Annotated in this window: 23 protein-coding genes and 3 pseudogenes; 13 read left to right on the top strand and 13 right to left on the bottom strand. The window is 62.3% G+C overall.

Annotation, left to right across the window (positions count from 1 at the left end):
* Positions 1-123 precede the first annotated feature (123 nt).
* The 6 genes from AAW51_RS01885 to AAW51_RS01900 all read left to right on the top strand — a co-directional run bounded on the left by AAW51_RS01885 (position 124) and on the right by AAW51_RS01900 (position 5,583).
* A complete protein-coding gene (locus AAW51_RS01885) occupies positions 124-531 on the top strand; it encodes a hypothetical protein (RefSeq protein WP_047193267.1) in 408 nt (135 codons plus the stop codon).
* A 184-nt stretch (positions 532-715) separates the two neighbouring features.
* On the top strand, positions 716-1,825 hold the full coding sequence (locus AAW51_RS01890; RefSeq protein WP_047193268.1) for a M14 family metallopeptidase: 1,110 nt from the start codon (positions 716-718) through the stop codon (positions 1,823-1,825).
* 373 nt (positions 1,826-2,198) lie between these two features.
* Positions 2,199-2,657, top strand: coding sequence for a response regulator transcription factor (locus AAW51_RS28825; RefSeq protein ID WP_083437999.1), 459 nt, complete (start codon positions 2,199-2,201; stop codon positions 2,655-2,657).
* 146 nt (positions 2,658-2,803) lie between these two features.
* Positions 2,804-3,301 (top strand): hypothetical protein, encoded by a 498-nt coding sequence (locus tag AAW51_RS30345; RefSeq protein WP_169787966.1) that lies wholly within the window; start codon positions 2,804-2,806, stop codon positions 3,299-3,301.
* 44 nt (positions 3,302-3,345) lie between these two features.
* Entirely contained in the window at positions 3,346-3,567 is a 222-nt protein-coding gene (locus tag AAW51_RS01895; protein WP_053013251.1) for a peptidyl-tRNA hydrolase, read from the top strand.
* Between the two features lie 1,293 nt (positions 3,568-4,860).
* Positions 4,861-5,583: an NADPH-dependent F420 reductase gene (locus AAW51_RS01900; protein ID WP_157359560.1), complete on the top strand. Its 723-nt coding sequence runs from the start codon at positions 4,861-4,863 to the stop codon at positions 5,581-5,583.
* A gap of 21 nt (positions 5,584-5,604) precedes the next feature.
* On the opposite strand, the pseudogene AAW51_RS01905 reads toward AAW51_RS01900, so the two are convergent.
* The 4 genes and pseudogenes from AAW51_RS01905 to tnpA all read right to left on the bottom strand — a co-directional run.
* Positions 5,605-5,808, bottom strand: a pseudogene (locus AAW51_RS01905) (transposase domain-containing protein); the annotation flags it as partial.
* Positions 5,809-5,882: 74 nt separating this feature from the next.
* Positions 5,883-7,394 carry an IS66 family transposase gene (gene tnpC, locus AAW51_RS01910; protein ID WP_047193269.1) on the bottom strand — a complete coding sequence of 504 codons (1,512 nt, stop codon included), beginning with the start codon at positions 7,392-7,394 and terminating at the stop codon, positions 5,883-5,885.
* Between the two features lie 61 nt (positions 7,395-7,455).
* Positions 7,456-7,785 carry an IS66 family insertion sequence element accessory protein TnpB gene (gene tnpB, locus AAW51_RS01915; protein ID WP_047193270.1) on the bottom strand — a complete coding sequence of 110 codons (330 nt, stop codon included), beginning with the start codon at positions 7,783-7,785 and terminating at the stop codon, positions 7,456-7,458.
* Positions 7,782-8,162, bottom strand: coding sequence for an IS66-like element accessory protein TnpA (gene tnpA, locus AAW51_RS01920; protein ID WP_053013252.1), 381 nt, complete (start codon positions 8,160-8,162; stop codon positions 7,782-7,784). The genes tnpB (AAW51_RS01915) and tnpA overlap by 4 nt, the downstream gene beginning before the upstream one ends.
* A gap of 64 nt (positions 8,163-8,226) precedes the next feature.
* Between tnpA and AAW51_RS31290 the strand changes: the two genes are divergently transcribed.
* Positions 8,227-8,604 (top strand): DUF3592 domain-containing protein, encoded by a 378-nt coding sequence (locus AAW51_RS31290; RefSeq protein WP_417903611.1) that lies wholly within the window; start codon positions 8,227-8,229, stop codon positions 8,602-8,604.
* A 221-nt stretch (positions 8,605-8,825) separates the two neighbouring features.
* Here the strand turns inward: AAW51_RS31290 and AAW51_RS01925 are convergent, their stop codons facing one another.
* The 5 genes from AAW51_RS01925 to AAW51_RS01945 form a co-directional block, all read right to left on the bottom strand.
* A complete protein-coding gene (locus AAW51_RS01925; protein ID WP_157359561.1) occupies positions 8,826-9,335 on the bottom strand; it encodes a hypothetical protein in 510 nt (169 codons plus the stop codon).
* A gap of 428 nt (positions 9,336-9,763) precedes the next feature.
* Entirely contained in the window at positions 9,764-11,308 is a 1,545-nt protein-coding gene (gene tnpC, locus AAW51_RS01930) for an IS66 family transposase (protein WP_053013982.1), read from the bottom strand.
* A gap of 56 nt (positions 11,309-11,364) precedes the next feature.
* Positions 11,365-11,712 carry an IS66 family insertion sequence element accessory protein TnpB gene (gene tnpB / locus AAW51_RS01935; protein WP_047193272.1) on the bottom strand — a complete coding sequence of 116 codons (348 nt, stop codon included), beginning with the start codon at positions 11,710-11,712 and terminating at the stop codon, positions 11,365-11,367.
* Positions 11,712-12,005 carry a hypothetical protein gene (locus tag AAW51_RS27745; protein ID WP_053013253.1) on the bottom strand — a complete coding sequence of 98 codons (294 nt, stop codon included), beginning with the start codon at positions 12,003-12,005 and terminating at the stop codon, positions 11,712-11,714. The genes tnpB (AAW51_RS01935) and AAW51_RS27745 overlap by 1 nt, the downstream gene beginning before the upstream one ends.
* A 363-nt stretch (positions 12,006-12,368) precedes the next feature.
* The gene (locus AAW51_RS01945; RefSeq protein WP_053013254.1) at positions 12,369-13,520 is read right to left on the bottom strand and encodes a serine/threonine-protein kinase; all 1,152 of its coding nucleotides are present in this window, start codon (positions 13,518-13,520) and stop codon (positions 12,369-12,371) included.
* A gap of 226 nt (positions 13,521-13,746) precedes the next feature.
* Between AAW51_RS01945 and AAW51_RS01950 the strand changes: the two genes are divergently transcribed.
* From AAW51_RS01950 to AAW51_RS01960, 3 genes are all read left to right on the top strand, one after another.
* Entirely contained in the window at positions 13,747-14,724 is a 978-nt protein-coding gene (locus tag AAW51_RS01950) for a GlxA family transcriptional regulator (protein WP_047197287.1), read from the top strand.
* Positions 14,725-15,455: 731 nt separating this feature from the next.
* Positions 15,456-15,755, top strand: a complete 300-nt coding sequence (locus tag AAW51_RS30585) for a hypothetical protein (RefSeq protein WP_157359563.1) — start codon at positions 15,456-15,458, stop codon at positions 15,753-15,755.
* Between the two features lie 143 nt (positions 15,756-15,898).
* Positions 15,899-16,114 carry a hypothetical protein gene (locus AAW51_RS01960; protein ID WP_047193273.1) on the top strand — a complete coding sequence of 72 codons (216 nt, stop codon included), beginning with the start codon at positions 15,899-15,901 and terminating at the stop codon, positions 16,112-16,114.
* Here the strand turns inward: AAW51_RS01960 and istB are convergent.
* Positions 16,111-16,893, bottom strand: a complete 783-nt coding sequence (gene istB, locus AAW51_RS01965; protein WP_417903612.1) for an IS21-like element helper ATPase IstB — start codon at positions 16,891-16,893, stop codon at positions 16,111-16,113. The genes AAW51_RS01960 and istB overlap by 4 nt on opposite strands.
* A 74-nt stretch (positions 16,894-16,967) precedes the next feature.
* Positions 16,968-18,317 carry an IS21 family transposase gene (gene istA, locus AAW51_RS01970; protein ID WP_157359564.1) on the bottom strand — a complete coding sequence of 450 codons (1,350 nt, stop codon included), beginning with the start codon at positions 18,315-18,317 and terminating at the stop codon, positions 16,968-16,970.
* Positions 18,318-18,392: 75 nt separating this feature from the next.
* Here istA and tnpC (AAW51_RS01975) point away from each other — a divergent pair.
* Positions 18,393-19,531, top strand: a pseudogene (gene tnpC / locus AAW51_RS01975) (IS66 family transposase); the annotation flags it as partial.
* 631 nt (positions 19,532-20,162) lie between these two features.
* Here tnpC (AAW51_RS01975) and AAW51_RS01980 read toward each other — a convergent pair.
* A pseudogene (locus AAW51_RS01980) lies at positions 20,163-20,388 on the bottom strand (transposase); the annotation flags it as partial.
* Between the two features lie 6 nt (positions 20,389-20,394).
* Complete coding sequence (locus AAW51_RS31295; protein ID WP_417903593.1) at positions 20,395-20,694, bottom strand: hypothetical protein; 300 nt, start codon at positions 20,692-20,694, stop codon at positions 20,395-20,397.
* 394 nt (positions 20,695-21,088) lie between these two features.
* Here AAW51_RS31295 and AAW51_RS28835 point away from each other — a divergent pair, with 394 nt between their 5' ends.
* The gene (locus tag AAW51_RS28835; RefSeq protein ID WP_083438005.1) at positions 21,089-22,060 is read left to right on the top strand and encodes a C-terminal binding protein; all 972 of its coding nucleotides are present in this window, start codon (positions 21,089-21,091) and stop codon (positions 22,058-22,060) included.
* 17 nt (positions 22,061-22,077) lie between these two features.
* Entirely contained in the window at positions 22,078-23,049 is a 972-nt protein-coding gene (locus tag AAW51_RS01985) for a KamA family radical SAM protein (RefSeq protein ID WP_047193275.1), read from the top strand.
* Positions 23,050-23,068: the final 19 nt, after the last annotated feature.

Here is a 23,068-nt window from a genome sequence, read left to right on the forward strand (position 1 = left end):
GCCGACAGTGCCGGTAGCGGCCCGGGAAATGAGACAGGTCCGTGTCCTCCCGCATTCCAACTTCCCATCAAGCTTCCGTTCGGGTGGGTCGCAGAGCCAGCAGGCCGCCGGCACGTTGTCATCGTGGCCCTCTCTCTTGACGGTCGCACCCTCGGGCACGTCACCGTCGACGAAAGGAAGCGCACGTTCTTCCTGGGCACCTCCCGCTCCACCACCGCGACCGAGGCAAGCTGCTCAGGCCGCGACTGGCGCCGGCGCCTGTACCTTGCCGCGGTGAAGTGCTTGACGGATTGCCTTTGCGAGATGGCCCAGACCAGGGCCCTCGAAGAGATCGCGGCCCGCTCGGACGAGCGGCTCAAGTCCGCGCTCCGTGAGCTTTTCGCGCAATCTGCGGTGCGGCTGCAGCGAGGCGAGTTCGACGACCTAGTCCAGCAGATCCAGAGCCGCGCAGGCCCTGAGAACATTGACGTGTTGCAGATCCGGCAGCTTCTCATCACCGCCGGAGCCCAGCGATGGGTAGCTTCCGCGTGACGGAGGGCCTGCTCGACTCAGTCCTGGCAAAGACATCAGGGGGCGCCGGGACGGCCTGTTTTGAAATGCACGTTGCCGTTGGCCGGTTCCGGGGAGCCTGCGCCTCTCGACGAAGAGACGACGTGGTTCCGTTCTCCGCACCAGTGGCGGATGTCGATCCGAAACTCAACTCGAGGAAAGGTTCATGATGAGCAGTCCAGCTGAAAGTCAGATCAGCACCGCTGCGTTCTCGCAGTCCTATGTCGAGGCACGCAATAAATTCCTCGTTGCCGCGCAGGCTGCGGGACTGGAGGTGCGAAGCTATGTCCATCCTCTGCAGGGGCGCGACGGCGAGACGCTGGCCATGGACGTGGCGCGCTTCGGTCCAGACGACGCGAGCAGCATGCTGCTGCTGTCCAGTGGAACCCACGGCGTCGAGGGGTTCTGCGGTTCTGGCGTGCAAGTGGCGTTGCTGTCAGACCCCGCTTTCCACCGGGCGGCAGATGCTGCAGGTGTCGCGGTTCTCTACATCCACGCGCTCAACCCCTACGGCTTTTCATGGTGGCGCCGCACGACGCACGAGAACGTGGATCTGAACCGCAACTTTCACGATTTCTCGCAGCCGCTGCCCACCAACCCTGGCTATGACGAGATCGCCCATGCGCTCGTGCTGCCACATTGGCCGCCCAAGCCGGAAGACGAGGCAGTCCTGCAGGCCTACGTGGCGCGCCACGGCTACAAAGGTTTGCAGCAGGCGGTGACCGGCGGGCAGTACAAGCACCCGCAGGGCCTCTACTACGGTGGCACGAGTCCGACCTGGAGCAATCAGACCTTGCGCTATGTGCTGCAGCACCATGGACAGCGCTGCAATCGCTTGGGCTGGATCGACCTCCACAGTGGCCTCGGCCCCAACGGGGTCGGGGAGCGCATTTTTTTCGGCCCAGAGGATGGCAGCGCGGTGGCTCGGGCACGTGCCTGGTGGGGGCCTCAGGTAACTGCCATCCACGAGGGGGGCGCGAGCGCAGCCCGCCTCGAAGGCCTCATGTACAAGTGCGCCTGCGAGGAATGTCCCCAAGCCGAGTACACAGGCATCGTGCTCGAGTTCGGCACAGTGTCATGGGACGAAACCACGCAAGCCATGCGGGGTGAGCAGTGGCTGGAGAACCACCCGGAGATCGGCGCTCCTTACGCGCAAGCGATCAAGCAGCGGCTGCGTGATGCGTTCTACACCGACACCGTCGCGTGGAAGCAGGCGGTCCTGGCCCAGGCCGCCGAGGCCTCGGTCCAGGCCCTCCAGGGACTCGCTCAACGCTGACGCCTGCGTGACCCATCCGCTTGTCGCCGGTTCGCCGACGTCGAACCTGCGCGTTGCAGATGCCCTGTGCAGCAAGATGGCTCAACACATATTTACAGCCAACTGATGTTCCTCGATCAAACGGCGGTGCGTAGCATGCAGAACATGCCACCGACCGGCATTGCCGTTGCCGTTACGCGGTTCTGCTAGTACCTGTGAGAGGTACCTCGCTTGGCTCGGTCAGGTAGGCGGCATTCGCGGAACCCTCCATGCCCTTGACAGAGACTTGGAGGTCGGTCCCCGGTAACGGCGGGTCTGTGCGAGCCACCGTGGTGGCGCCTGCCGACATTGACTTGGCACGGGCGTGCCCACATGAACAACAAGGGAGTGGTGGATGGTGCAACTAGAGGAAGACGAAGTCTCGTCAGATGAACTGGTCGTGCTGGTCGTGGATGATGACGTCGATGCAGCCGCGGCGCTTTGCTGCCTGCTTGAGTTGCTCGGATGCAAAACGGCCGTGGCCTTCGATGGTCCCTCGGCCGTGCTGGTCGGAGCTGCAACGCGGCCTCACGCCGCTTTCATCGACCTGGACCTGCCGGGCTTCGACGGCTGCGAAGTACTGAGACGCTTGAAGTCCAGTGGTTTGACGGGGCCGAGTCTGTCGGTTTGCCTCACGGGGCATGGTGGTTCCCCCGATCGGGCGCGTTGTTTCGACGCGGGGTTTGACGAATTTTGGTCCAAGCCACTGGAGGTCACAGAAGTAGAGCGTGCGCTTGCGGCCTCGCGGAAGGCGCTGCGCGGCGATCTGCTTCAGCGAGATGGCTGGCTACACGGGCACGCCTGGCTTCATTGAGCAAGGGGGCAGACGCAGCATTCGCGCTGTCACTTCCAATCGCAAGGCACCAGATCTGCCGGGTCGGGCCGTAAATGGATAGACAACTGTCTGATCTGTCTCATTTCGATAGCACCCTCGATACGATGATTCAACTGTAGAAATTGATGCAAAGGAAATCACGCTGGCTGCGAAACGCACTGATTGCCTCCACAGCGTGGGCAGCGTTTGTTGTTATTCTTACTGTGGCCGCTTTCACGCAGGCCTTGCCGTTTCGCGCCGAGTTGTCGCGTCCGTGCCCGCTCCCTATCAATCAACTATTCCCAGCGGTCGAATCCAAGGCTCAAGCATTCCAGCCTTCGCTTCATTTGCCGGTCGTGGTCTGGGTTGACGAGAGAACTGACGCACCGATTTCAATGTTTCTACCCGGCGAACAAGCCAAGGCATGTGTGTTCCTTGAGCAGCGTGCGCGGCTTCTACTTGAGCGGGCTCGCTTCAAGGCCATAGAGCCGCAACTTCGGGTTCAGTACGGCGCGCTCGCGGGTTTGATCCTCGTTCCATCAACGACGTTCTTTATTGTGGCGTTCCTCTTGCGCCGGAGAGAAAGCAAATCGATGGTCTCTACCCGGACTTCTCCCCCAAAGTCAGCTCATCGATGCACATGAACGTCGCTCCAGGCACTGATGTTGGCCCAAGCCCAAACGCTCTTATGAAGATGTACATCCTTGTCCGAGACGACATTCCACTTGGTTTTGCCATGGTGGCCGTAGCGCATGCATCGCTTGCCGGATATCTGAAGTTTCAGGACACGCCCGAAGTCAAGGAATGGCTGAAAGGTCCGTTCTATAAGGCAGTGTGCAAGGTTAATCCCAAAGAGTTCGAAAACGCCAAGCTTGTTTCCGATCACGTGATTTTGACGGAGACACGGTGACCACGACCGCCGATGCCCCTCACTGCTCGGGTATCGGTCGAATTGCTGCAGGGTTCATCTGTCTGCGCTGCCAGTGGACGTGGCGCGTTGCCTCGTGATCTGCAAACATCATGGGGCTCACGCAGAGCAGTGAGGTGAGTTTAGGCAGCGTAAGTTGACATGCAACTACGTCCCTCCGTAGTGCTCTCGATACGCCCTGGCGGGAGCGAATTGAAGCGAAGGAGGAGCACCACCAACACCGGATGGAGGTGCGCAGCTTCACCTGAGCGCGCAGAACTTCAGGGTCGCTGAAGAAGCCGATGAAGACACGCAAGATGAGCCGATCGAGCGCTACGAACTCGTCTTCTGGCCCGCGCCGATCGCACCTGATGCCATCCTCAAGACAACCCGCCCCTCGGCGGGCTACTGGCACCGCGTTGCGCAAGGGAAGGACTGATCGAAACACGCTGTACGAAGTGCAGTTAGTACCTCGCTTCGAGCTCTTCAATGCTCAAGTCGGTCTGCGCGAGGTCTTGGTCTATCCTGGCTCAGTCGACTCAGGATGTAGTCGATGGCGCCGGCGATGCCGTTGCCGTCCGTCCTACGACTCCTTGTGTTCCTCCAGAAAGAGGAAGCGCCCCTTCAATGTGAGCGTACGGCGCAAGGCGCGTTGACCGCACGCTCACGCCTACCCTGCGCCTGCAGGTTCCCGAGCTTCTTCGGCAGCCGCTCACGCTGCAGCCGGCGGTACGTCTGCTGGCATGAATTCCGCCGACCACTCGTTTCGGGCTACATCTGGGCAACCTTGCCGTACGTGGTGGGCGTCGGACGAAGGCGTCTTGACAGCACGATCACGACCGGTTGCCGCGCTATTGACACTAAGGCTGAATGTCTTGGCAGTGACTCCGGACACGACTCGGTTACCGCGATGGATCATCGCGCTTTGCGCCGTCACCAGCCTGACGGTCTCGGTGATCCAGACCCCTGTCGCGCTTCAAGACATCGTAAGCGTCTGGGCACACCGTCTTGACGACGGCGGGAGACCTCGATCCGTCGGCGCGTGTCAAGGTAATTGTCGCCTCAGTCATGCAGCCAACGGTTGAATGTCTTGGCGACACGAAGCCGTTGAAACAGCGCAGTCGCGCTCAGCGTTCAGCGTGACCTTGGTGATGTGCGACCAATAGTCCCGCGTGTGGCCGGTGGGGCAGCGCCCCCAAGCAACGACCAGAGTCAGGTTTTCGCCCGGCTACGGGCGCTGCCGAGGGCCGTCGTGGTAGGGTGGCCTGTGATCTCTGGCAGCGTCAGCAACGACTCATGCAGCGTGGTCAACGCAGCGAAAGGGAAGCCACAATGGATATTGGCATCATTGGTTCGGGGAACATCGGCAGCACGCTCGCTCGAAACTTGAGAGCCCTCGGGCATCGGGTATCGATCGCTAACTCGCGAGGCCCTGCTTCCCTCGCATCGCTCGCTGCAGAAACGGGCGCGAGGGCAGCAACTGTGGAGCAGGCTGCTGGGGCAAAAGATCTCGCCATCATCACCATTCCTCAAAGCGCGGTGCTAAACCTGCCTCGGGAGGTCATCCGTTCGACGCCAGCAATCGTCGTCGACACGGGGAACTACTATCCCTCTCGGGACGGACGGATCGCTGAAATCGACGAGGGCTTAACCGATAGCGAATGGGTGGCACGCGTTCTGGGCAGGCCGGTGGTTAAAGCATTCAACAACATCGTTGCCGGAAGTCTGGCTACGCGCGGAGTCCCAGTTGGTGACCCGCGTCGCGTTTGCCTCTCCGTCGCCGGAGATGTGCCTCAAGCCAAAGAGACCGTCCAGGACCTGATTCGGGCGCTCGGGTTCGACGTTATCGACGCCGGTACGTTGGCCGACTCGTGGCGGCAGCAACCAGGCGCACCTGCGTACTGTCGGGATCTCGATATGGAAGGACTGAAGGCCGCGCTGGCACAAGCCGATGCACGTCAAATCGCGGCCTACCGCCTAAAGGCAGACCAAGAGGCGGCTCCGTACTTCGTCCGTTGATTCGCCCTCGGAGGTGCGGCGTCAGGCAGCTGGCTTCCAGCGGTGAGGCAGCAGTTCTTCGATGCGATGGTTCGGATGTACGAGCAGCCCCTCGAGCACGTCCTTGAGGTAAAGCCACGGGTCATGCCCATGCAGTCTGGCTGACTGCACCAGACTCATCACCATGGCCGCGCGCGGGCCGGCCAGTTCGCTGCCCGCGAAGAGCCACGCCTTGCGACCCATTGCCGTTGCTGCCGCATCGGTGGACTCTCGCCGTAGGCGTCCGGCCATCTCATCTCGGCCGGACGGCTCCCCATCCATCAGCTGTGGACGCTTGGCCCCCACCGATGGGGCAGCAGTTCGGCGATGCGTACTGCGGGTTGGGTGGGCAGGCGCTCCATCACGTCGCGCAGGTAGTGCCACGGATCGATGTCGTTGAGCTTGGCCGACTGGATCAAGCTCATGACGGCAGCAGCTCGCTTGCCCGCGCGCAAGCTGCCGGCGAACAGCCAATTCGCACGACCAAGTGCAATGGGTCGTATTCGGTTTTCTGCCCAGTTGTTATCAGCCGGCAAGGCGCCGTCGTCGAGGTAACGCACCAGCGCCAACCAGCGCCCCAGGCTGTAGTCGATCGCCTTGGCGGTGGCTGAGCCGTCCGGCACCTTCTGCCGATGCAGTACCAACCAGGTGTGCAATGCCTCGGCCACCGGCCGGGCCGACTGCTGCCGGATGCGTTGCCGTGCGACGGAGTCGAGGCTCTGGACTTCCCGCTCGACGTCATAGAGCTTGCCGAAGTACCCGAGCGCCTCTTCGGCAATCTGGCTGCGGTTGTTGGCCCAGAGGTCGTAGAACTTGCGCCGTGCATGCGCCAGGCAGCCGGCTTCGGTCACGCCTTGCGCCAGCAGCGCCTTGTAGCCGCTGTAATCGTCGCAGACCAACGCACCGCGCCAGCTCCCGAGGAACGCCATCGCGTGCTTGCCAGCCCGGCTGTCGGCGAAGTCGTAGACGACGATGCGGCTGTCTTCGAACTGGCCGGTGCAATAACTCCACAGGTAGGCCCGGTGGGTCCTGCCGGCACCGGGATCGAGCATCGCCACGGGCGTCTCGTCGGCATGCAGCACGCGGTGCGTCAGCATCTCGGCCTTCAGTGCGTCGACCAGCGGCTGCAACTGCACGCCGCAGGCGCCGACCCATTGCGCCATCGTTGAGCGCGGCAGATCCACGCCCGAGCGGGCATAGATGCCCTCCTGTCGGTACAGCGGCATGTGGTCGGCGTACTTGGCCACCAGCACCTGCGCCAGCAGCCCGGCCGTGGGGACGCCCTTGTCGATGATGTGCGGCGCCACCGGCGCTTGCACCAGCCGCTCACAGCGGGCGCAAGCCCACTTGCCGCGCACATGCCGCTCGACGGTGAACACGCCGGGCTGGTAGTCCAGCTTCTCCGACACATCCTCGCCGATGCGCTTCATCTGGCAGCCGCACCCGCACAGCGTGTTCTCGGGTTCGTGCCGGAACTCCCGCCGTGGCAGGTGTGGCGGCAAGGGCTTGCGCTTGGGGCTCTGCTTGTCGGGTGCCGGCGGCTGGGGGCTGAGCTGCTGTAGCTCGGCTTGCACCGCCTGCATGTCCGCATCCAGCGTGTCTTCGAGCAAACTGCGTTGCTCGGCATTGAAGTGCTCGCGCCCGGCGGCGAACTTCAGCCGCTTGAGCGTCGCGTTCTCGTGCGTGAGCTTGTCGATGGTGGCCTGCTTGTGGCGGACCTCCCCCATCAGCCGCGCGGCCAGTTTGCGCAACTGCTCAGCGGTGAGGTCGGCAAGCGAGGCTTCTGGGTTCACGAGGCCAGATCATGGCAGAGCCGCGACGTGCGTGTATCCGAAGATCCGGCAATTGCCGGACTCACAGCACGGTGATGACACCGGCTTCGCCCACGCGTTGCCAAGGCAAGCCCAGCACCAGCGCGTCGAACTGCGCGCGGCTGAGTGCCTGGTTCTGCGCCAGCCCATGGCGGGCGAAGCCGCCTTGCTGCAGACGGCGCGCGGCCAGCCAGATGCCAATGCCGTCGTGCACCAGCACCTTCAGGCGGTCGCCGCGCCGGTTGCTGAAGACGTAAGCATGGTGAGGCTGAGCCGCGCCGAAGACGGCGACCACCCGTGCCAGCGCCGTATCAGTGCCCATGCGCATGTCCATCGGCTGCACCGACAGCCAGATGGCATCGACGCGGATCACCTCAGCAGCTCGCGAAGCCAGGCCGCGCACTCGCCCGCTGCTGTGCTCGGCCAGCTCACCTTCACGAAGGTCTGGCCCCGCTGAAACTCAACGCGGATCTCGTGGACCGTGCTCGGTTGCTCGACCTTCAGCGGCACGAAGGTCGCCGCCTTGTCTGCGGCAGGGGGCGCCGCCAATGCGCTCGCCAGCCGTGGTCCTCGCTCCGTCTCCTCGACCCAGCGCCGCACCAAGTTGGCGTTGAGCCCGTGCGACAAGGCGACCGCTGCGATCGAGACGCCCGTATGCTGGCACGCCGCTACCACCTCCGCCTTGAACTCCGCACTATGCCGGCGCCGCCGCCTGCGTCCTTCGCCCTTGTCTTCCAGCTCAGTGTTCACGTGTCCACCAAAAAAGTTAAGTGGACTGGAGACTCCTATGCCAGCGCCCGCCGTTCAAGATGGAATGCCGGAACGCATACAAGACATCGCCGACGACGCAGCCCTATCAGCACGAAGCGAACGAGCCACCGGTACTGTCGTCACGCATGCGCCGAACACTGGGAAGTACGCTTACCGCTCAAAGGCAACGGTGGCCTTCACCGTCGGCGGGAAGCAATACATCAACGTTGTAGAGGGAGCCGGTGCGCTTCCCGATCGACTACCGCTCGGTACGGCAGTTGACGTTCTATACCTTCCGAACGACCCCAGTGTGTCCCGCGCAGCCACCAGCGACGCCGAGACCAGTCGGATAACGGCACCCGAGCTTGCCGGGCTGTGGCTGCTGTCTGTGCTCTTGGTACTCGCGACATTCTTCGTTTACCGGCCCAGGGCAGTGCGTTGAGCCGCTGCTGGGGATGCCGCGACAGCAGCGCATCGGCATCTCCTTGTGTCGTTCCTGTACTGACATCGTGGGGTCGAGAAGCTGCGGATCACCAGCGGCAGCAAGTTACTGACTCTTCCCGCAAGCACCCTTAAATACGCGACCGGAATCCGGTACCCGGTTACCGCGAAGGGAAGTGCCTGGCGTGCCGTTCATGTCGATCAGCGAGTTCGATAAAGCGCCTAACCTCCGTCATCACCCGCCGCGGAAGGCCCTCGCGTGAGTGAATCTTGTAGGGCTTTGAGTGCGCGCAAATCCTTGGTCTGACGGTAGGCCAGAAAGAACATCGAGACGACCGCGACCGCACAAACCATTGCCGCGACAAACGTTGCCCAAGGCCCGGCAGCGTCAGCGGCAGCGAATCTTTTGCTGTTCAAGATGAAGCCAAACAGGACCACGGCAACCATCACCCCGACAAGCGCGGAGCGCCGCGTCTCGCGATCGTCTGGCCCAACAATCCGCTGACTACCGTGTTCGACCCAGCCGACCAGCGTGCGCCAGTTACCGGGGGTGCGTAAAAGTGCTGTGACCGTCGCTCCCGCCTCCAGTTCTGGCCACCCATCCACCTCGACGTTAAAGTAGCGCTTCCCGGCAGATTCAAAGCCAAACAACGTGTACTTGGGACCGCTTCGGCCGCGGGTTAGCCTCTGCACGTCGAAGACTCTGTCGAAGGTGACGACGACGGACTGCACGGTTCTCTCGCTGAAGGGGTTAGGGTTCAGTCGATGGGCCATCGCAGCGACCGGCCGCGAATAGGGGTTGGGGTTCCTCCACGGTGGCATTGTCAGGTAGCGCGCCCCGCAAGAACTGAATTACAGAGTCATCGAGAGTTGCTCCCCACATTGGCACGGCCTCAAAGGCCGAGTTTCAGTACGCCCCCCCCAGCAAGGCGACCTGAGCCTGACCCTCACGTTCATCTAACAGAGCAATTGCAGACGATCTTGGAGGAGCAGAGAGGGTGAGATTACCGGTGTGAGCAACGGCTCACCGCCTCGACCTCTCCGCAAGGACGATACAGCGAGCGAAGCCCGGTGATCTCATTGCCTCGAGGGCAAGGGCGGCGGGGAATACCAGATCACATGCGAAAAGATTGTAAGCGTCGCCGGCTCACGCCTTGACGTCAGGCCGCTTGCAGTTCCTCGACGGCGCCGCGGTCCAGCAGGCTCGCGACGTTCCACGGCAGCAGCTCCGCCACACGGTCTACGCGGTGCTCGCCGATGTGTTCCAGCACATGCGCGAGGTACGCCTGCGGATCCAGCCCGTTCAGTTTGGCCGTTCCGATGAGACTATAAAGCGTTGCGGCGCGCTCACCGCCCGCGTCCGATCCGGCGAATAACCAGTTTTTCCTGCCTAGGGCCACGGCGCGGATTTCGCGCTCGGCCGCGTTGTTATCGATCTCCACCCGCCCGTCCTGCGCGTAGCGCACCAGCGCAGGCCAGCGACCCAGCGAGTAGCGAATCGCCCGGGCGAGTTCTGACTTCGATGAGGTGCCGGCCAGCACTCCGTCTAGCCATCCCCGCAGCGCCTGCAGCTTCGGCACGGCATGCTCCTGCCGCACGCGCCACCTTTCCTCGGGCGGGCGGCCACGAATGTGCCGCTCGACCTCATACAGCTCGCCGATGCGCCGCAATGCCTCGTGGGCCTGCGGCGAATTCGTCGCCTGGTGTAGGTCGAAGAACTTGCGCCGCGCATGCGCCCAGCAGGCTGCCTCGACCACGCGGCCTTGCTCGTACAGCGCCTCGAAGCCCGCATAGCCGTCGGCCTGCAGGACGCCGTTGAAGCGCTTCAGGTGTCCCTGTGGCCGCTCGCCCTTGCGGTCGGGCGAATACTGGAACCACACCGCCGGCGGCGCCTGGCTGCCCATCGGTCGCTCGTCCCGCACGTAGGCCCACAGCCGCCCGGTCTTCGTGCGTCCCTTGCCCGGCGCGAGCACGGCCACCGGGGTGTCGTCGGCGTGCAGCTTCTCGGCGCTGAGTACGTACTGCTGCAGCGCGTCCATCAACGGCTCCAGCAGGCGCGAGGAGCTGCCGACCCAGTCGGCCAACGTCGAGCGCTCCAGCTCCACGCCCTCGCGGGCGTAGATCTCGCTCTGCCGGTACAGGGGGAGGTGGTCAGCGAACTTGCTGACCAGCACGTGTGCCAGCAGGTTCACGCCGGCCAGGCCGCGAGCGATCGGGCGACTCGGTGCCGGCATCTGGACCAGGGTCTGGCACCGCGGGCAGGAGTACTTCGGCCGCACATGCCGCACGACCTTGAAGCGCTGCGGCACCAGCTCCAGCACCTCGGCCACGTCCTCGCCGACGTAGCGCAGCTCTACGCCGCACTCGCTGCAGCTGCAGGCCGGCTCGTGGCGGACCGTCTCGCGCGGCAGGTGCGGCGGCAGTGACTTGCGTGCAGGGGGATGGTGTGCGGGTGCCGACGGCGCCCTGTTCTGCGCCTCGCCGTCCGGCAGCGCGCTGCAGCGGGTCTCGAGATCTTCGACCAGCAGCTCCAGCTGCTCGATGTGCTCCAGCCGCTCCGAGCTGGCGCCGAACTTGTCGCGCCTGAGCCGGGCGATCTCCAGCTTGAGCTTCTCCACCAGCAAGCGCTCCAGCAGCAGCTCGCGCTCGCGTTGTGCGAGGCGATCCTTGAGCGCTTCGTAGTCTTCGACGGAGATCGCGGCCACCACCGTACTGTGCCAACGGCGAACTGCCCCCGCAACCCGATTGACTGTCGGTTACGTCACACCACCATCTCGGGCTGCCACGTCCGTGCGGGCATCCGCCAGTCGATGCCCTCCAGCAGCATCGACAGCTGTGCTGGCGTGAGCGACACAGCACCCGAGGTGGCCTGCGGCCAGACGAAGCGGCCGCGCTCCAGGCGTTTGCTCAACAGCAGCAGGCCCTGGCCGTCGAACCACAGCACCTTGATCATGTCGCCGCGCTTGCCGCGGAAGACGAACACGTGGCCGGAGTACGGGTTGTCGGTCAACGCGGTCTGCACCAGGGCGGCCAAGCCGTCGAAGCCCTTGCGCATGTCGGTGTGGCCGGAGGCGATCCACACGCGCGTATTGGGCGGCAGGTCGAGCATCAGCGGCGGGCCTCGCTCACTGCACGCAATACCTCGCGCAGCGTGTCGGCGTCGACCTGGGGCGGCACAATGATCCGGGCGTCGTGGATCACGATCTCGATGGGAGCAGGCGCGGCTACCTGCTTCGCAGGAGGCGCGCGGTCGCAGAGGTTCACCGGCAGCAGCGCCGGAGGCAAGGCAACACGGCCCTGCGGCCGCTCCTTGCACCAGCGCCGCGCCAGGTTCGCGTTGACCCCGTACCTCAGCGCGACGCCCGAGAGAGAAGCGCCCGGTTCGCGGCAAGCGTCGACCACCGTCTGCTTGAAGTCCTCAGCATGCGAGCGTCGCTTACGAGGCGAGCGGGCCGCACTCTTGCCACTCTTGTTAGCGTCCACTATGTCCATAGCGGGAACTATCCAAGGTCCGCGAAACAGGATCAATGCGCCCAGACCGGACGGCTACCGTACGTGTCAATCAGCAGATGGTGATCGCAAGGTCGGGCCCGGCAGCGATTTTCACGCTCGCTGGGGCCCCCTCATTCGTCGACGCCCAGGGCGTGGCAACCTACGCTTTCGCCGCAAAGCGGTCCTCTGGCTTTGATCTAATCTGGCCGTTAGCGAGTAGTGGCATCCACAAGCACCCGGCGAAGTCGCACCACGGGGCTGCCCGGTGCGCCTTTACGCGCGCCCCCGAGCGTGCACCGGCACTCGCTGCAGATGGCGCAACAGGTCGTCGCCGAACTGCTCGGCCGACGCATACCGCTTGGCTGGATCTTTTCGCAGCGCCATCGAGACTACGGCGTCTACGTCGCCGCGCAGCCGGCGGCGTTCCTCGATCGGCACCGAGGCCACTCGACTCGGTGCTCGAGGCCTGGTTTCGCAGATCGCTTTGGCGAGCTCGTAGTCGCTGCCGGGAGATGCACTCGGGTAGGGCGTGGTGCAGGTCAACAAACGGTACAGCACAACGCCGAGCGAATAGATGTCGCTGGCCGGCGTGATCTTGCCGCCACGCACTTGCTCTGGGCTGGCGTAGGCCAGCGTCAATAACCGCTCGGCGGTGTGCGTAACGGGGTTTGAGCTGCTGTCTGCTAGGGCGATGCGCTTAGCGGCGCCGAAGTCAAGGAGCTTTACGGTGCCGTCGTGAGTCACCAGAATGTTGCTTGGTTTCAGATCGCGGTGGATGACTCCCTTTACATGGGCATAGTGGACCACCTGGCAGACAGTGCGGAATAACTTCAGCCGCTGCCCAACCGTCAACCGCTGTCGCTCGACATAGATGTCGATCGGCTCTCCGGCGACCAGCTCCATCACAAAGTACGGGTGGCCGTCATGGGTAACGCCGCCGCCGAAGACCTTGGCGAGATTGGGATGGTCCAGGCTTGCCAGAATCTGCCGTTCCGCGCGAAATCGTGAAACTGCGTGATGGCGGTAGAAGCTGTCGCGCATCATCTTGACGGCGACCTGTTGCTCGTACTGCCCGTCAACCCGTTCGGCCCGGTAGACCTCACCCATGCCGCCGCAACCGATCAACGCGACGATGCGGTAAGGCCCGAGCTGACGGCCAATGCGCGACTGACCGCATGCCTCCTCCAGGATCCGCTCGAGCGCACAAATAGGCTGATCGAGCGGACTGCTGCGGGCAGAAGCTGCGTCCAGCAGCGATCGCAATTCTTCAGCAACCTTCCTGTCGTCCGCCGCCACCCTGGCGATCACGGCTGGGCGCTGCTCGGTCGACATCTCCAGCGCCTCGGCCAGCAGTTGCGAGACGACGCGCCACTGGGCCGCCTCTAGGGTGGCGTGAACGGTCCTCAGGGGCTCGTGCACGTGCATCGGTGATCTCCTTGATCAGACTTATCCTTCGCACCATGGCGAGATGGGTTTGCGTCTCAGCAGCGGCGTCCCCAGCGACACACCGGCAATGTCATCGCACTGTCTGCGCGTAAAGGAAGACGTGGAGGGACGGTCAGCTCTTTGTCTCGCATTGAGCTTGCATTGAAGCTGTACGGGTTTCAGAATGCCAGCGTCCGTCCCGACATCTTTCGGGACTTACCGGTCAATGGTCGACTTCACCATCCTCGTCTTGCCTATGGCCATGGGGGCCAGCGTTACCTTGACGCTTGACATCCTGTCGACAGCTGCCGGACTGTCCGCTCGTATAGGCACCGCGCAGCCGACTTGGCGGTTCTACTCGCCCGGGGTGGAGCGGCCGACGCAGCTCACCGGGGGCGTGCAGATCGATGCCGATCCCTTACCCAGGACCGTTCGAGCCGGTGGCTCAACCTGGGTGGTGCCGGGGCTGCCTTTGGAGAGCGCTTGCGAGGTAGCTGACCGCTTTGCACAGCAGGATGCGCTGCGTGCGGTTCACGCGCTCGAGGTGCAGGCGCGGGAAGGCGCGACGGTGGCTGCGTCCTGCTCGTCCGTGTTCCTGCTCCAGGCGGCCGGCTTGCTGAAGGATAAGAAGGTCACCACCGCGTGGTGGCTTGCACCATATTTGCAGCAACTCGAGCCGCGTTGCCAGGTTGATGCGGGTCGACTGGTGGTCGCCGATGGGAATATCGTGACAGGAGGCGCGGCTCTTTCGCAAGGCGACCTGATGCTGCAACTTCTGCGCATGCGCTTCGGCACAGCGCTCGCTGACGCAGTGTCCCGTGTCCTAGTGCTGGACCGGCGGCAGGCGCAAGGGCCCTACATCGTGCCCGCCATGCTCGCGAATGGAAACGAACTGATCGCAAAGCTCACAGCCCGTATCGACTTAGCGCTGCCGCGTCCGCCGAGCGTCGCGGACCTTGCAATCGAATTCGGGATGTCGGAAAGAACCTTGGCACGCCATGTCCGTGCGGCCACGGGTAGCAGCACTTTGGCACTCATCCAAAGTGTTCGAGTGAACAAGGCCAGAATGCTGCTGGAAACCAGCAGGCTGACAGTCGAGCAGGTGGCCGAACGAGTGGGATACGCTGACGCCACAGCGCTGCACCGGCTGATGCTCAAGGTGGCAGGAGCCACTCCCCGGCAGTTTCGGCCGACAGCGCGCTGAGCGGGAATGGAGCCTGGATCCGCAAGCGAGGAACTGCAGGCGGCTTGATGGCAATGCTCGAGACGCTGGCCCTCACCTACGTCGGATTGCAACATGGCAGCAAGCGATTTTGATCTCCAACTCGTCGAACTTCAGAAGAAGTCCGTCGGCCGCTTGATTAGCGCCGATATCTTTGATGCTGCGCATTCGCGGAGCTAAAAGCGTACCTTTGCGAGAAGGCGGAGCTGATCAAGGATGAGCACGTCGTCTCTAATCAGGTTGTCGCGTGCCTCTTGGAGGCTGCCGCGGCGATCGAGGGCCGGATCGACTGGGTCCCGGGGGCCAAGAGAAATGCGCACCTGATTGCAGAGTTCCACATGCTCCTAGGACTCATCGCCATAGGCGAAGGCTGCAACGATCGGCGACCCGACGTTCGCCTTGTAGTGTCGAGAGAGGCCGAGGCGTTTCATCTCGTGCTGGGCGGAATGCGCATGGCCGGCGTTACTCTGCCGGACTTGGGCGTATTCGTGCAACCGGGCGGCGTTACGCTCGACTACCCTATGGGTTCCGAGTGGGGGGAGATGCAGATCGAAGCATTCGTCAAGCTGCTAAGGCTGCTGACTGCTTCTGGAGGCAGTATCTCCGTGCCGTGGTGGGGTGCTGCTGGTGACCGAGCATTCAAGGCAGCAGTTCAAGGCCCTCAGGGTTCGTCGAGCTAACATTACCTGAGCTTCCCTGACGCCGTTGATCCCATGGACCTTTCGCCAATAATCGCCTGGCTGGTGCCACTTGCTGGGATACTTGCTTCTGCCGCGTATGGCGTGCGATGTGCAGCGACTGAAAGACCGTCGTTCTGGGGGGCGGCCCTTGCCACGGCGATTTTGCTCGGAGTCGTCCTCACATTCTTGCAGGTCGTACTCCACCAGGTATGCATTGATGCCCACTTTTGCGAATATCGAGGCGACGGCAACATGAGCTACTGGTTCCAGTCATTCTTTGCCATTCCTGTCTTCTGGCTGGTTGCCGGCACCGCCTGGCAACTGAGGCGTTGAAGGGCTCACCCTCAATTTCATGATTCGCTGGAGGGCATCGACTGGCGGATGCCTGCACGGACGTGGCAGCCGCAGATGGCGGTGTGAGGTAACCGACGGGCAATGCGGTTGCGATGGGGCCCGGCCGTTGGCACAGTACGGCAGTGGCCCCGATCTCCGTCGAAGACTACGAAGCGCTCAAGGACCGCCTCGCGCAACGCGAGTGCGAGCTGCTGCTGGAGCGTCTGCTGGTGGAGAAGCTCAAGCTGGAGATCGCCCGGCTCAAGCGCAACAAGTTCGGCGTCAGCTCGGAGCGCCTGGAACACATCGAGCAGCTGGTGTCAAGGGCATTTCAACTTTCCCCAGCCGCGGCAACCTAAATTTCCCCACCCGGTTGTGAACCCTCGTTGTCTTGGGTCCTGATCAGTCCGGCCTTCAGCTTGTCCTTGAGTCGGTAGGAGTTGCCTCGGATGTTCAGCGTGACGGCGTGGTGCAGGAGCCGGTCAAGGATGGCCGTGGCGATGATCCGGTCACCGAAGACGTCACCCCACGCCGAGAAGCTCTGGTTGCTGGTCAGGATCATGGGCCCCCGCTCGTAACGGCGGCTGATCAGCTGGAAGAACAGGTTTGCACCCAGCCGGTCAATGGGCAGGTAGCCGATCTCATCGATGATCAGCAACCGAGGCGTGGCGTAGACCTTGAGCTTCTCCTCAAGGCGGCCTTCGGCATGCGCCTTGGTCAGCACGGAGATCAAGTTGGCCGCCGTCGTGAACAGCACCCTGTAGCCGTTGGCGATGGCCTTGAGCCCAAGTGAGACCGCCAGATGCGTCTTGCCCACGCCCGGTGGGCCGAGCACGATGACGTTGTCGCCGTGCTCGATGAAGTGGCAACTTGCCAGGGTATGGACCTGCTTGCGGTCGATCGAGGGCTGGTAGTCGAACTCGAAGGTCTCGAGCGGTTTGACGAAGGGCAGTCGGGCCATCGCCGTGCGCATGGCGATGTTCTTGCTCGTCTTGGCCGCAACCTCCTCGCCGAGCACCTGCTCGAGGAACTCGGCATACGGCAGTTCCTGGGCCGCAGCGTGCTGCAGCAGTGCCTCCAGCCGCTCGCCGCTTTTGAGCAGTCGCAGCTTGCGCAGGTGCTCACCAAGCCGCTCCAGCTGCGCGGGGGTTGTCATCGCTGACGGCGGCATCATCGCCTCAGCGATCTTGGGGGTACGGGTGGTCGTGCTCATCACGCAGCCTCCCGAACGGCGTGCAGCAACTGGTCGTAGACCCCGAGGTCTCGGACCTCGACGTCGCGCTCGCTCTGGGATGGCGCAGTGGGCCGCTCGCCTATCGAGCCGAATCGCTGACGCTGGTTACGGGGTACCGCTCCAGGCCCGTGTTCGGGCAGGACGCTCAGCTGCGCACGCCCGCTCAGCACCGCGTGCTCGGCCACGACCTTGCCCTTGTGCCGGATGATCCAGCTGCCGCCCTCGCGGGCGACCTGCACCGTCTTGCCAATCAGTCGGAACGGCACCGAGTAGCGGTTCGCGTCGATCGCCACGAGCCAGTCCTCGGCGACCACCCGCTCCCGCACCATGGCTTGCAGGAAGCTGCGATGGCCGGCCGCCGGCATCAGCGCCTTGGCCTCCTCGGCGAAGCGCTCCATCGGCCGCTGATGCGTCGTGCCGTGCACGCGCACATCCGCGACCTCGGCCTGCCAGGCAGCCAGCTGGGCATTGAAGTCCTCCAGGTCCCGGAACTGGCGGCCCGGCACGAAGTTGCCCTTGATGTACTTCACGCCGGACTCGACCTTGCCCTTGGTCTTGGCCCGGTACGGCCGGCACAGCCGGATCGTGAAGCCCCAGTGCCCGGCAAATGATTGGAACGTCGCGTTCAGCTTCGCCCGTCGCACACCGGCGTCGTCCTCGGTCGTGCCGATCGTCACCGTGCGCATCCGGTCGTACAGCAGCGACTGACAGACGCCACCGAAGTGATCGAAGGCCCGCTCGTGCGCCGACAGCAGGCTGTCCATCCGCTCGCTGAGGTAGCCCTCGGCGTAGGCCCGGCGGCTGTAGCCCAGCGTCATCACGAACACGTGCACCCGGGTCGCCTCGCCGCCCAGCCACACCTTGACCTGGCCCCAGTCCACTTGCGCCTGTTCACCTGGTGCCGTCTCGAAGCGCATCTGCGTGATCGCCGCCACCGACGCACTCGAGCGCAGCGGACGCACCGCCACCTTGACCACCTCGTAGCAGCCCGTGAAGCCCCGCTGCGCACGCAGCTCCTGGAACAGCACCCGCGCCGAGAATCCCACCTGCGGCGCCCGCCGGTTCAGCCACTCAATGTGCTCGTCCAGCAGTGTCGGGCGCCTCACCTCCCGGCTGTACGGCTTCCACTCATCACGTGCCAGGCAGCCTCTGACCGTCTTGCGGTCCAGCCCCAGCTCCCGCGCGATCGCCGAGATGCTCTGACCGGCGGCGCGGCGCTCGCGAATCGCTTCCCACTGCTCTTGCCCAACCACCGCCACCTCCATGCTCCGTCTCCAGACGGGCACGGTACCGGCCTCTGCAGCCATCCTTTGAACTTCCTCTTCCATCTCTCGCTCCTTCGCGATTTCGATGGGTGGGGAAAATTTAGATGCCATGACTGGGGATTATTGGAGTGCCACTGACAGCTGGAACTGCTGGTCGAAGACCTCGAGACTCGCTGCAGCGCGCTGCCGGACGGCGAGGCAGCGAACACGGCCGCGCCGGCACATCATCCACCTGCACGCAGGCCGCTGCCGCCACACCTGCCCCGGGAGACCGTACGTCACGAGCCGGCGTGCAACTGCAGTGAGTGCGGCGGCGAGCTGCGCTATGTCGCCGAGGTGCTGGAGCTGGTGCCGCAGCGCTTCAAGGTCGCGCGCCATGTCAGACCGAAGTACTCCTGCGCACGGTGCCAGGCCCTGACTCAAATGCCGGCACCAAGTCGCCCGATCGCTCGCGGCATGGCCGGCCCGAACCTGCTGGCACACGTGCTGGTCAGCAAGTTCGCTGATCACCTGCCCCTGTACCGGCAGAGCGAGATCTACGCTCGCGAGGGGGTGGAGCTGGAGCGCTCGACGCTGGCCGACTGGGTCGGCAGTGCTTCACGCCTGCTGGAGCCCTTGTTGGGCACGCTGCAGCAGTACGTACTCGGCGCCGAGAAGCTGCACGCCGACGACACACCAGTCGCTGTGCTCGCCCCTGGCAAGGGCCGCACAAAGACCGGGCGGCTATGGGCGTACGTGCGAGACGAGCGGCCGATGGGTAGCCTCCAGCCGCCGGCGGTATGGTTCCAGTATTCGCCCGACCGCAAGGGTGAACGGCCGCAGGAACACCTGAAGCAGTTCACCGGCATCCTGCAAGCCGACCGCTATGCCGGCTTCGAGGCGCTGTACGAGCAAGGCCGCGTGGTCGAGGCAGCCTGCTGGGCACATGCGCGGCGCAAGTTCTTCGAGCTGCACCAGGCCACGAAGTCGCCGCAGGCCCTCGAGGCGTTACGTCGCATCGGCGAGTTGTATGAGATCGAGCGGCACATTCGCGGCCGGCCGCCCGAGGAGCGGTGGCGCGTGCGACAAGAGCACGCCGTGCCGAAGCTGCAGGCGCTGCGGGGCTGGATGGACGATGTGCTGGCCGCCACCTGGTCAAGTCTGAACTTGCCCGGGCGATTCGCTACTCGGTGGGCCGCTGGCCTGCGCTCGTCCGCTACGCGGAGGACGGGCGGGTGGAGATCGATAACAACGCGGCCGAGCGCGAGATCCGAGCCGTAGCCCTTGGCAGGAAAAACTAAACCGGCGGTTTACCGCCTTCTCGACGGCCTTGACGGCCTTGACGATTCTTGATTCCAACACCGTCGAGCTGAAGAACTCGATCAGGTCGAATAGCAAGGTGACGCTGCACAGCTTTCCATTCAACACCTCGACCACACCGTCCGCAGCACGGCCATGGAGGCTCACCTTGCCGGACAAGCAGTGCCGAGTTGTTCGTTGCAGCGTGGCCTCGGGGGATTTGCACAGCCTTGCGACCTCCGGCGCAAGCTCCCCTTGGTCCGTCACCTCGATGCGCGCCAGGTCGACACGCACAGCGCCCGTGGTCCAGTCGATGAGGAAGGCTCGTGTCATTTTCTGTACGCAACGATGCGGCCCGTGTCGGCCAGATTGGCCTTGTCTTGGTTCTCGATGAAGTACTGGGTCGCCCCCCTGCGCCGAGGTGAGGGTTGGCGCTGGCAGTACGGACGGCCATGCACGTGTCTTCCGTGAACGCGTCGGCATGAATTCGTATGCGCATATCTCTCGCTTTCGGGCTGTCCCAGTGGGCAACTTGCACCGAATCGTTGTACTCCCGCGCGGTGCGTACCGCCAGCACGGCATCCGACTGGTGATGGCCGGCTGCAGGGTAGGTCGCCAGCGGGCTCACCACTTTTTTGTGTTGATTTCCTTGAGGATCTCGATGTCCAGATCCCTCTCGGCAAGCAGCTTCTTGAGCCGGCTGATTTCCAGCTCCAGCGCCTTGAGCCGCTTGACGTCAGCTGCCTCAAGCTGGCCGAAGTGCTTGCGCCAGGCATAGATGGTGGGCTCGCTGACCTTGTGCTTCTTGGCAGCCTCGGCCACCGATATCCGATCCGCCTCGCGCGATCGTGGCCATTTGCTCTTACGTGAATTGACTCTTTCTCATGGCTCCTCGTCGGGCGGCAGCCTTCTTCGTAGAAATCAGTGTCTCGGAGAAACCGGGCAGCTCATCCCACCCACTGCCGCGCAAGACGTGCACGCGCCGCATGTCTTGCGCGGTACTGGCGGAGCGATGGTACGTCGGACCGTCGCACTCGACGCCGGCCAGGTAGGTGCCGCGTGCATCGGGATGTACGACCGCCAGGTCGACACAGAAGGACAAACGGCCAATCTGAGTGTGGAACCGTCTGGCCGCCGGTAGGTAGCAGCTGAAACCGCGCACTTGCCCTCGGCGGCGAGGAAATCTCGAGCCAATTTAAATTTAGCATTTAAGCGCACGACGAATAACCGTTAGATCTTCCAGTTGCCCACCCAACTGCCTGTCTCATACATATATCGAACGCATGCGCGAGAGCGACGACAGGCAACACTTCGTCACGCCTCCGACGATCTTGACGTTCGATTATTTCTACGGATCTCCGCACCTTGACTGCTCGGGCCCAATCGCGCTACACCCTAGATAACCGGAAGGTGAACTGACACTGGCAGCGACGAAAAACGCAAGCAAGCGGGCGGACCTTCACAGCGAGCCGGTTTCCTTGCTTCGAAGCCGCTATCGCCGCAGCGCGCTGCTTGGCCCAAAACAGGACACACTTCCCCAAATTCGTAACAGGCAAATGGCAAACATATATATCGTTGACTCAATATATGAGCATCACTTTCAAAGCCCAGAAGTGGAAAGCTTAATCTTGCCGGGCCACGACATTGCCTTGAAACATATTTCTACGTCCGCTGATTTGGAGCAACTCCCCTTGGAGTCGATAGATGTGCTGCTCCTATGGGCATGCGTACCGTCCATCACCATCAATCAATCAATTCTTAATCGCCTGGAGCAGTGTCGGGCCATTATCAAAGTGGCCGTCGGGTTTGAAAATATCGATTTGCAGCAGGCTAGAAGGCGGAACATCGACGTTTTTAATGTCCCTGACTACGGAACTGAGGAAGTGGCTGATCATGCGTTAGCTCTGCTTCTTTCCATGGCGCGAAAGATTAACTACATGGACAGGGCAACGAAAATGAATGGGTGGAGCTGGGCAGAGATCAAGCCTACCTACCGCCTTAGAGGAAGAACACTCGGGATAATCGGATTCGGAAGAATAGGAGGTGCAGTGGCTCGAAGAGTCCAACCCTTTGGCATGAAAGCCTGTTTCTACGATCCGTACGTACCAAGTGGCATTGAAAAGACTTTCGGAGTTGTACGCTGCGAGAATCTCAACGATCTGATAGAGGAGTCAGACTGTATCTCAATACATTGCGCCCTCAATGACTCTTCACATCATCTTCTCGGGCGTGAGCAATTCGCGCGAATGAAACACGGGACGCTTGTTATTAATACCGCGCGAGGTGGGATTGTCGACTCTTCCGCCCTTCTTCAAGCCCTGAATAGCGGCATTGTCGCGATGGCCGGCTTGGACGTTCTCGAAGGGGAACCCGCCCTCGATGCTCGCTTCAGAGACTCCGGCCGAGTGATATTGACAGCCCACTCAGCATTCTACTCAGAGGAATCGTTCCGCGAAATGCGTGAAACTTCAGCAACCATGGCCAAAGCCGTGCTCTCCGGCACAAAACCCCGGAACATTGTCAACTGAACTTATGCGAGAAACTCATGAACGAAACAACCGTTGAAACTCGATTTTCTGAGAAAATCACCCCTTATCTCAAAAATCTCACGAGCAGCAGTAGCGCGATACGGGAAATGTACGTGCTCGATCCGTTGCGTGAAAGAACGACTGCCGACCTTTCCGTCGATCTCCTCAACGAGAAGAAATCCACTCCAATATTTGGCACGGTAAGAAAATACGAAGGACAACTCCTCGTTCTCCTCTCCTACACTTGTGCAGCCAACTGTCGCTACTGCGAAAGACAAGATCGGGTTGGCGTCGGCCTCGACGCTGAGGGCCACCTAAAATCGGAGCGAATCGACAGGATTATTGATTACATAAAGAACGACAACACACTATATGAAATCATTGCGAGTGGAGGGGACCCGCTCACCAACCCCAAAGGACTGGAATATCTTTTTACGCAATTGCAAGCAGTCGAACACGTTAAAGTTCTTCGGATCCACACTCGCTTCCCACTTCAAAACCCTGGCAAGGTAAAACTAGACTTGATGGAACGCTTGGCCAAGCTGAAAGAAACTGTTTACCTTAGCCTACACATCGATCACCCTGACGAGCTACAACCAGAAACAGTCGACCTTATCCGTGCATTTAGGTCGATGGGCTATGTATTGCTCTCGCAGAGTGTCTTCCTGAAAGGGGTAAACGATAACAAGAACACCTTGAAAGAGATGTTTTTGCGACTCTTTGAACTCGGGGTCCGGCCGTACTACATATATCACGGGCAGGAAGTGACGGCTACAACTCGCTTTGTGATGGCGCTCGAAGACGAGATTGAAATCATGACCCAACTGCGAAACGAGTTGTCGGGTCTCGCATTTCCGCAGCACGTCATCGACATTCCCGGCGCATCCGGCAAGGTCATTGTCCCAAGCAACCATTGGGAGAAAGATACTTCCGTAGTGACCGATTTTGAGGGAAAGCGGGTCAGAACAGACAATTGGTCGACAGTCTAAACGGATAGTGATATTCCTA

Source organism: Caldimonas brevitalea, assembly GCF_001017435.1.
GTDB lineage: Bacteria > Pseudomonadota > Gammaproteobacteria > Burkholderiales > Burkholderiaceae_C > Caldimonas > Caldimonas brevitalea.

Bases quoted from the DNA above. Each gene is read 5' to 3' on its own strand.
- AAW51_RS01890 (WP_047193268.1), top strand. From the start codon at position 716: ATGATGAGCAGTCCAGCTGAAAGTCAGATCAGCACCGCTGCGTTCTCG.
- AAW51_RS28825 (WP_083437999.1), top strand. From the start codon at position 2,199: ATGGTGCAACTAGAGGAAGACGAAGTCTCGTCAGATGAACTGGTCGTG.
- AAW51_RS30345 (WP_169787966.1), top strand. From the start codon at position 2,804: ATGCAAAGGAAATCACGCTGGCTGCGAAACGCACTGATTGCCTCCACA.
- AAW51_RS01895 (WP_053013251.1), top strand. From the start codon at position 3,346: ATGAAGATGTACATCCTTGTCCGAGACGACATTCCACTTGGTTTTGCC.
- AAW51_RS01900 (WP_157359560.1), top strand. From the start codon at position 4,861: ATGCAGCGTGGTCAACGCAGCGAAAGGGAAGCCACAATGGATATTGGC.
- AAW51_RS31290 (WP_417903611.1), top strand. From the start codon at position 8,227: ATGCCGGAACGCATACAAGACATCGCCGACGACGCAGCCCTATCAGCA.
- tnpB (WP_047193272.1), bottom strand. From the start codon at position 11,712: ATGCTCGACCTGCCGCCCAATACGCGCGTGTGGATCGCCTCCGGCCAC.
- AAW51_RS01945 (WP_053013254.1), bottom strand. From the start codon at position 13,520: ATGCACGTGCACGAGCCCCTGAGGACCGTTCACGCCACCCTAGAGGCG.
- AAW51_RS01950 (WP_047197287.1), top strand. From the start codon at position 13,747: ATGGTCGACTTCACCATCCTCGTCTTGCCTATGGCCATGGGGGCCAGC.
- AAW51_RS30585 (WP_157359563.1), top strand. From the start codon at position 15,456: ATGGACCTTTCGCCAATAATCGCCTGGCTGGTGCCACTTGCTGGGATA.
- istA (WP_157359564.1), bottom strand. From the start codon at position 18,317: ATGGAAGAGGAAGTTCAAAGGATGGCTGCAGAGGCCGGTACCGTGCCC.
- AAW51_RS28835 (WP_083438005.1), top strand. From the start codon at position 21,089: ATGGCAAACATATATATCGTTGACTCAATATATGAGCATCACTTTCAA.
- AAW51_RS01985 (WP_047193275.1), top strand. From the start codon at position 22,078: ATGAACGAAACAACCGTTGAAACTCGATTTTCTGAGAAAATCACCCCT.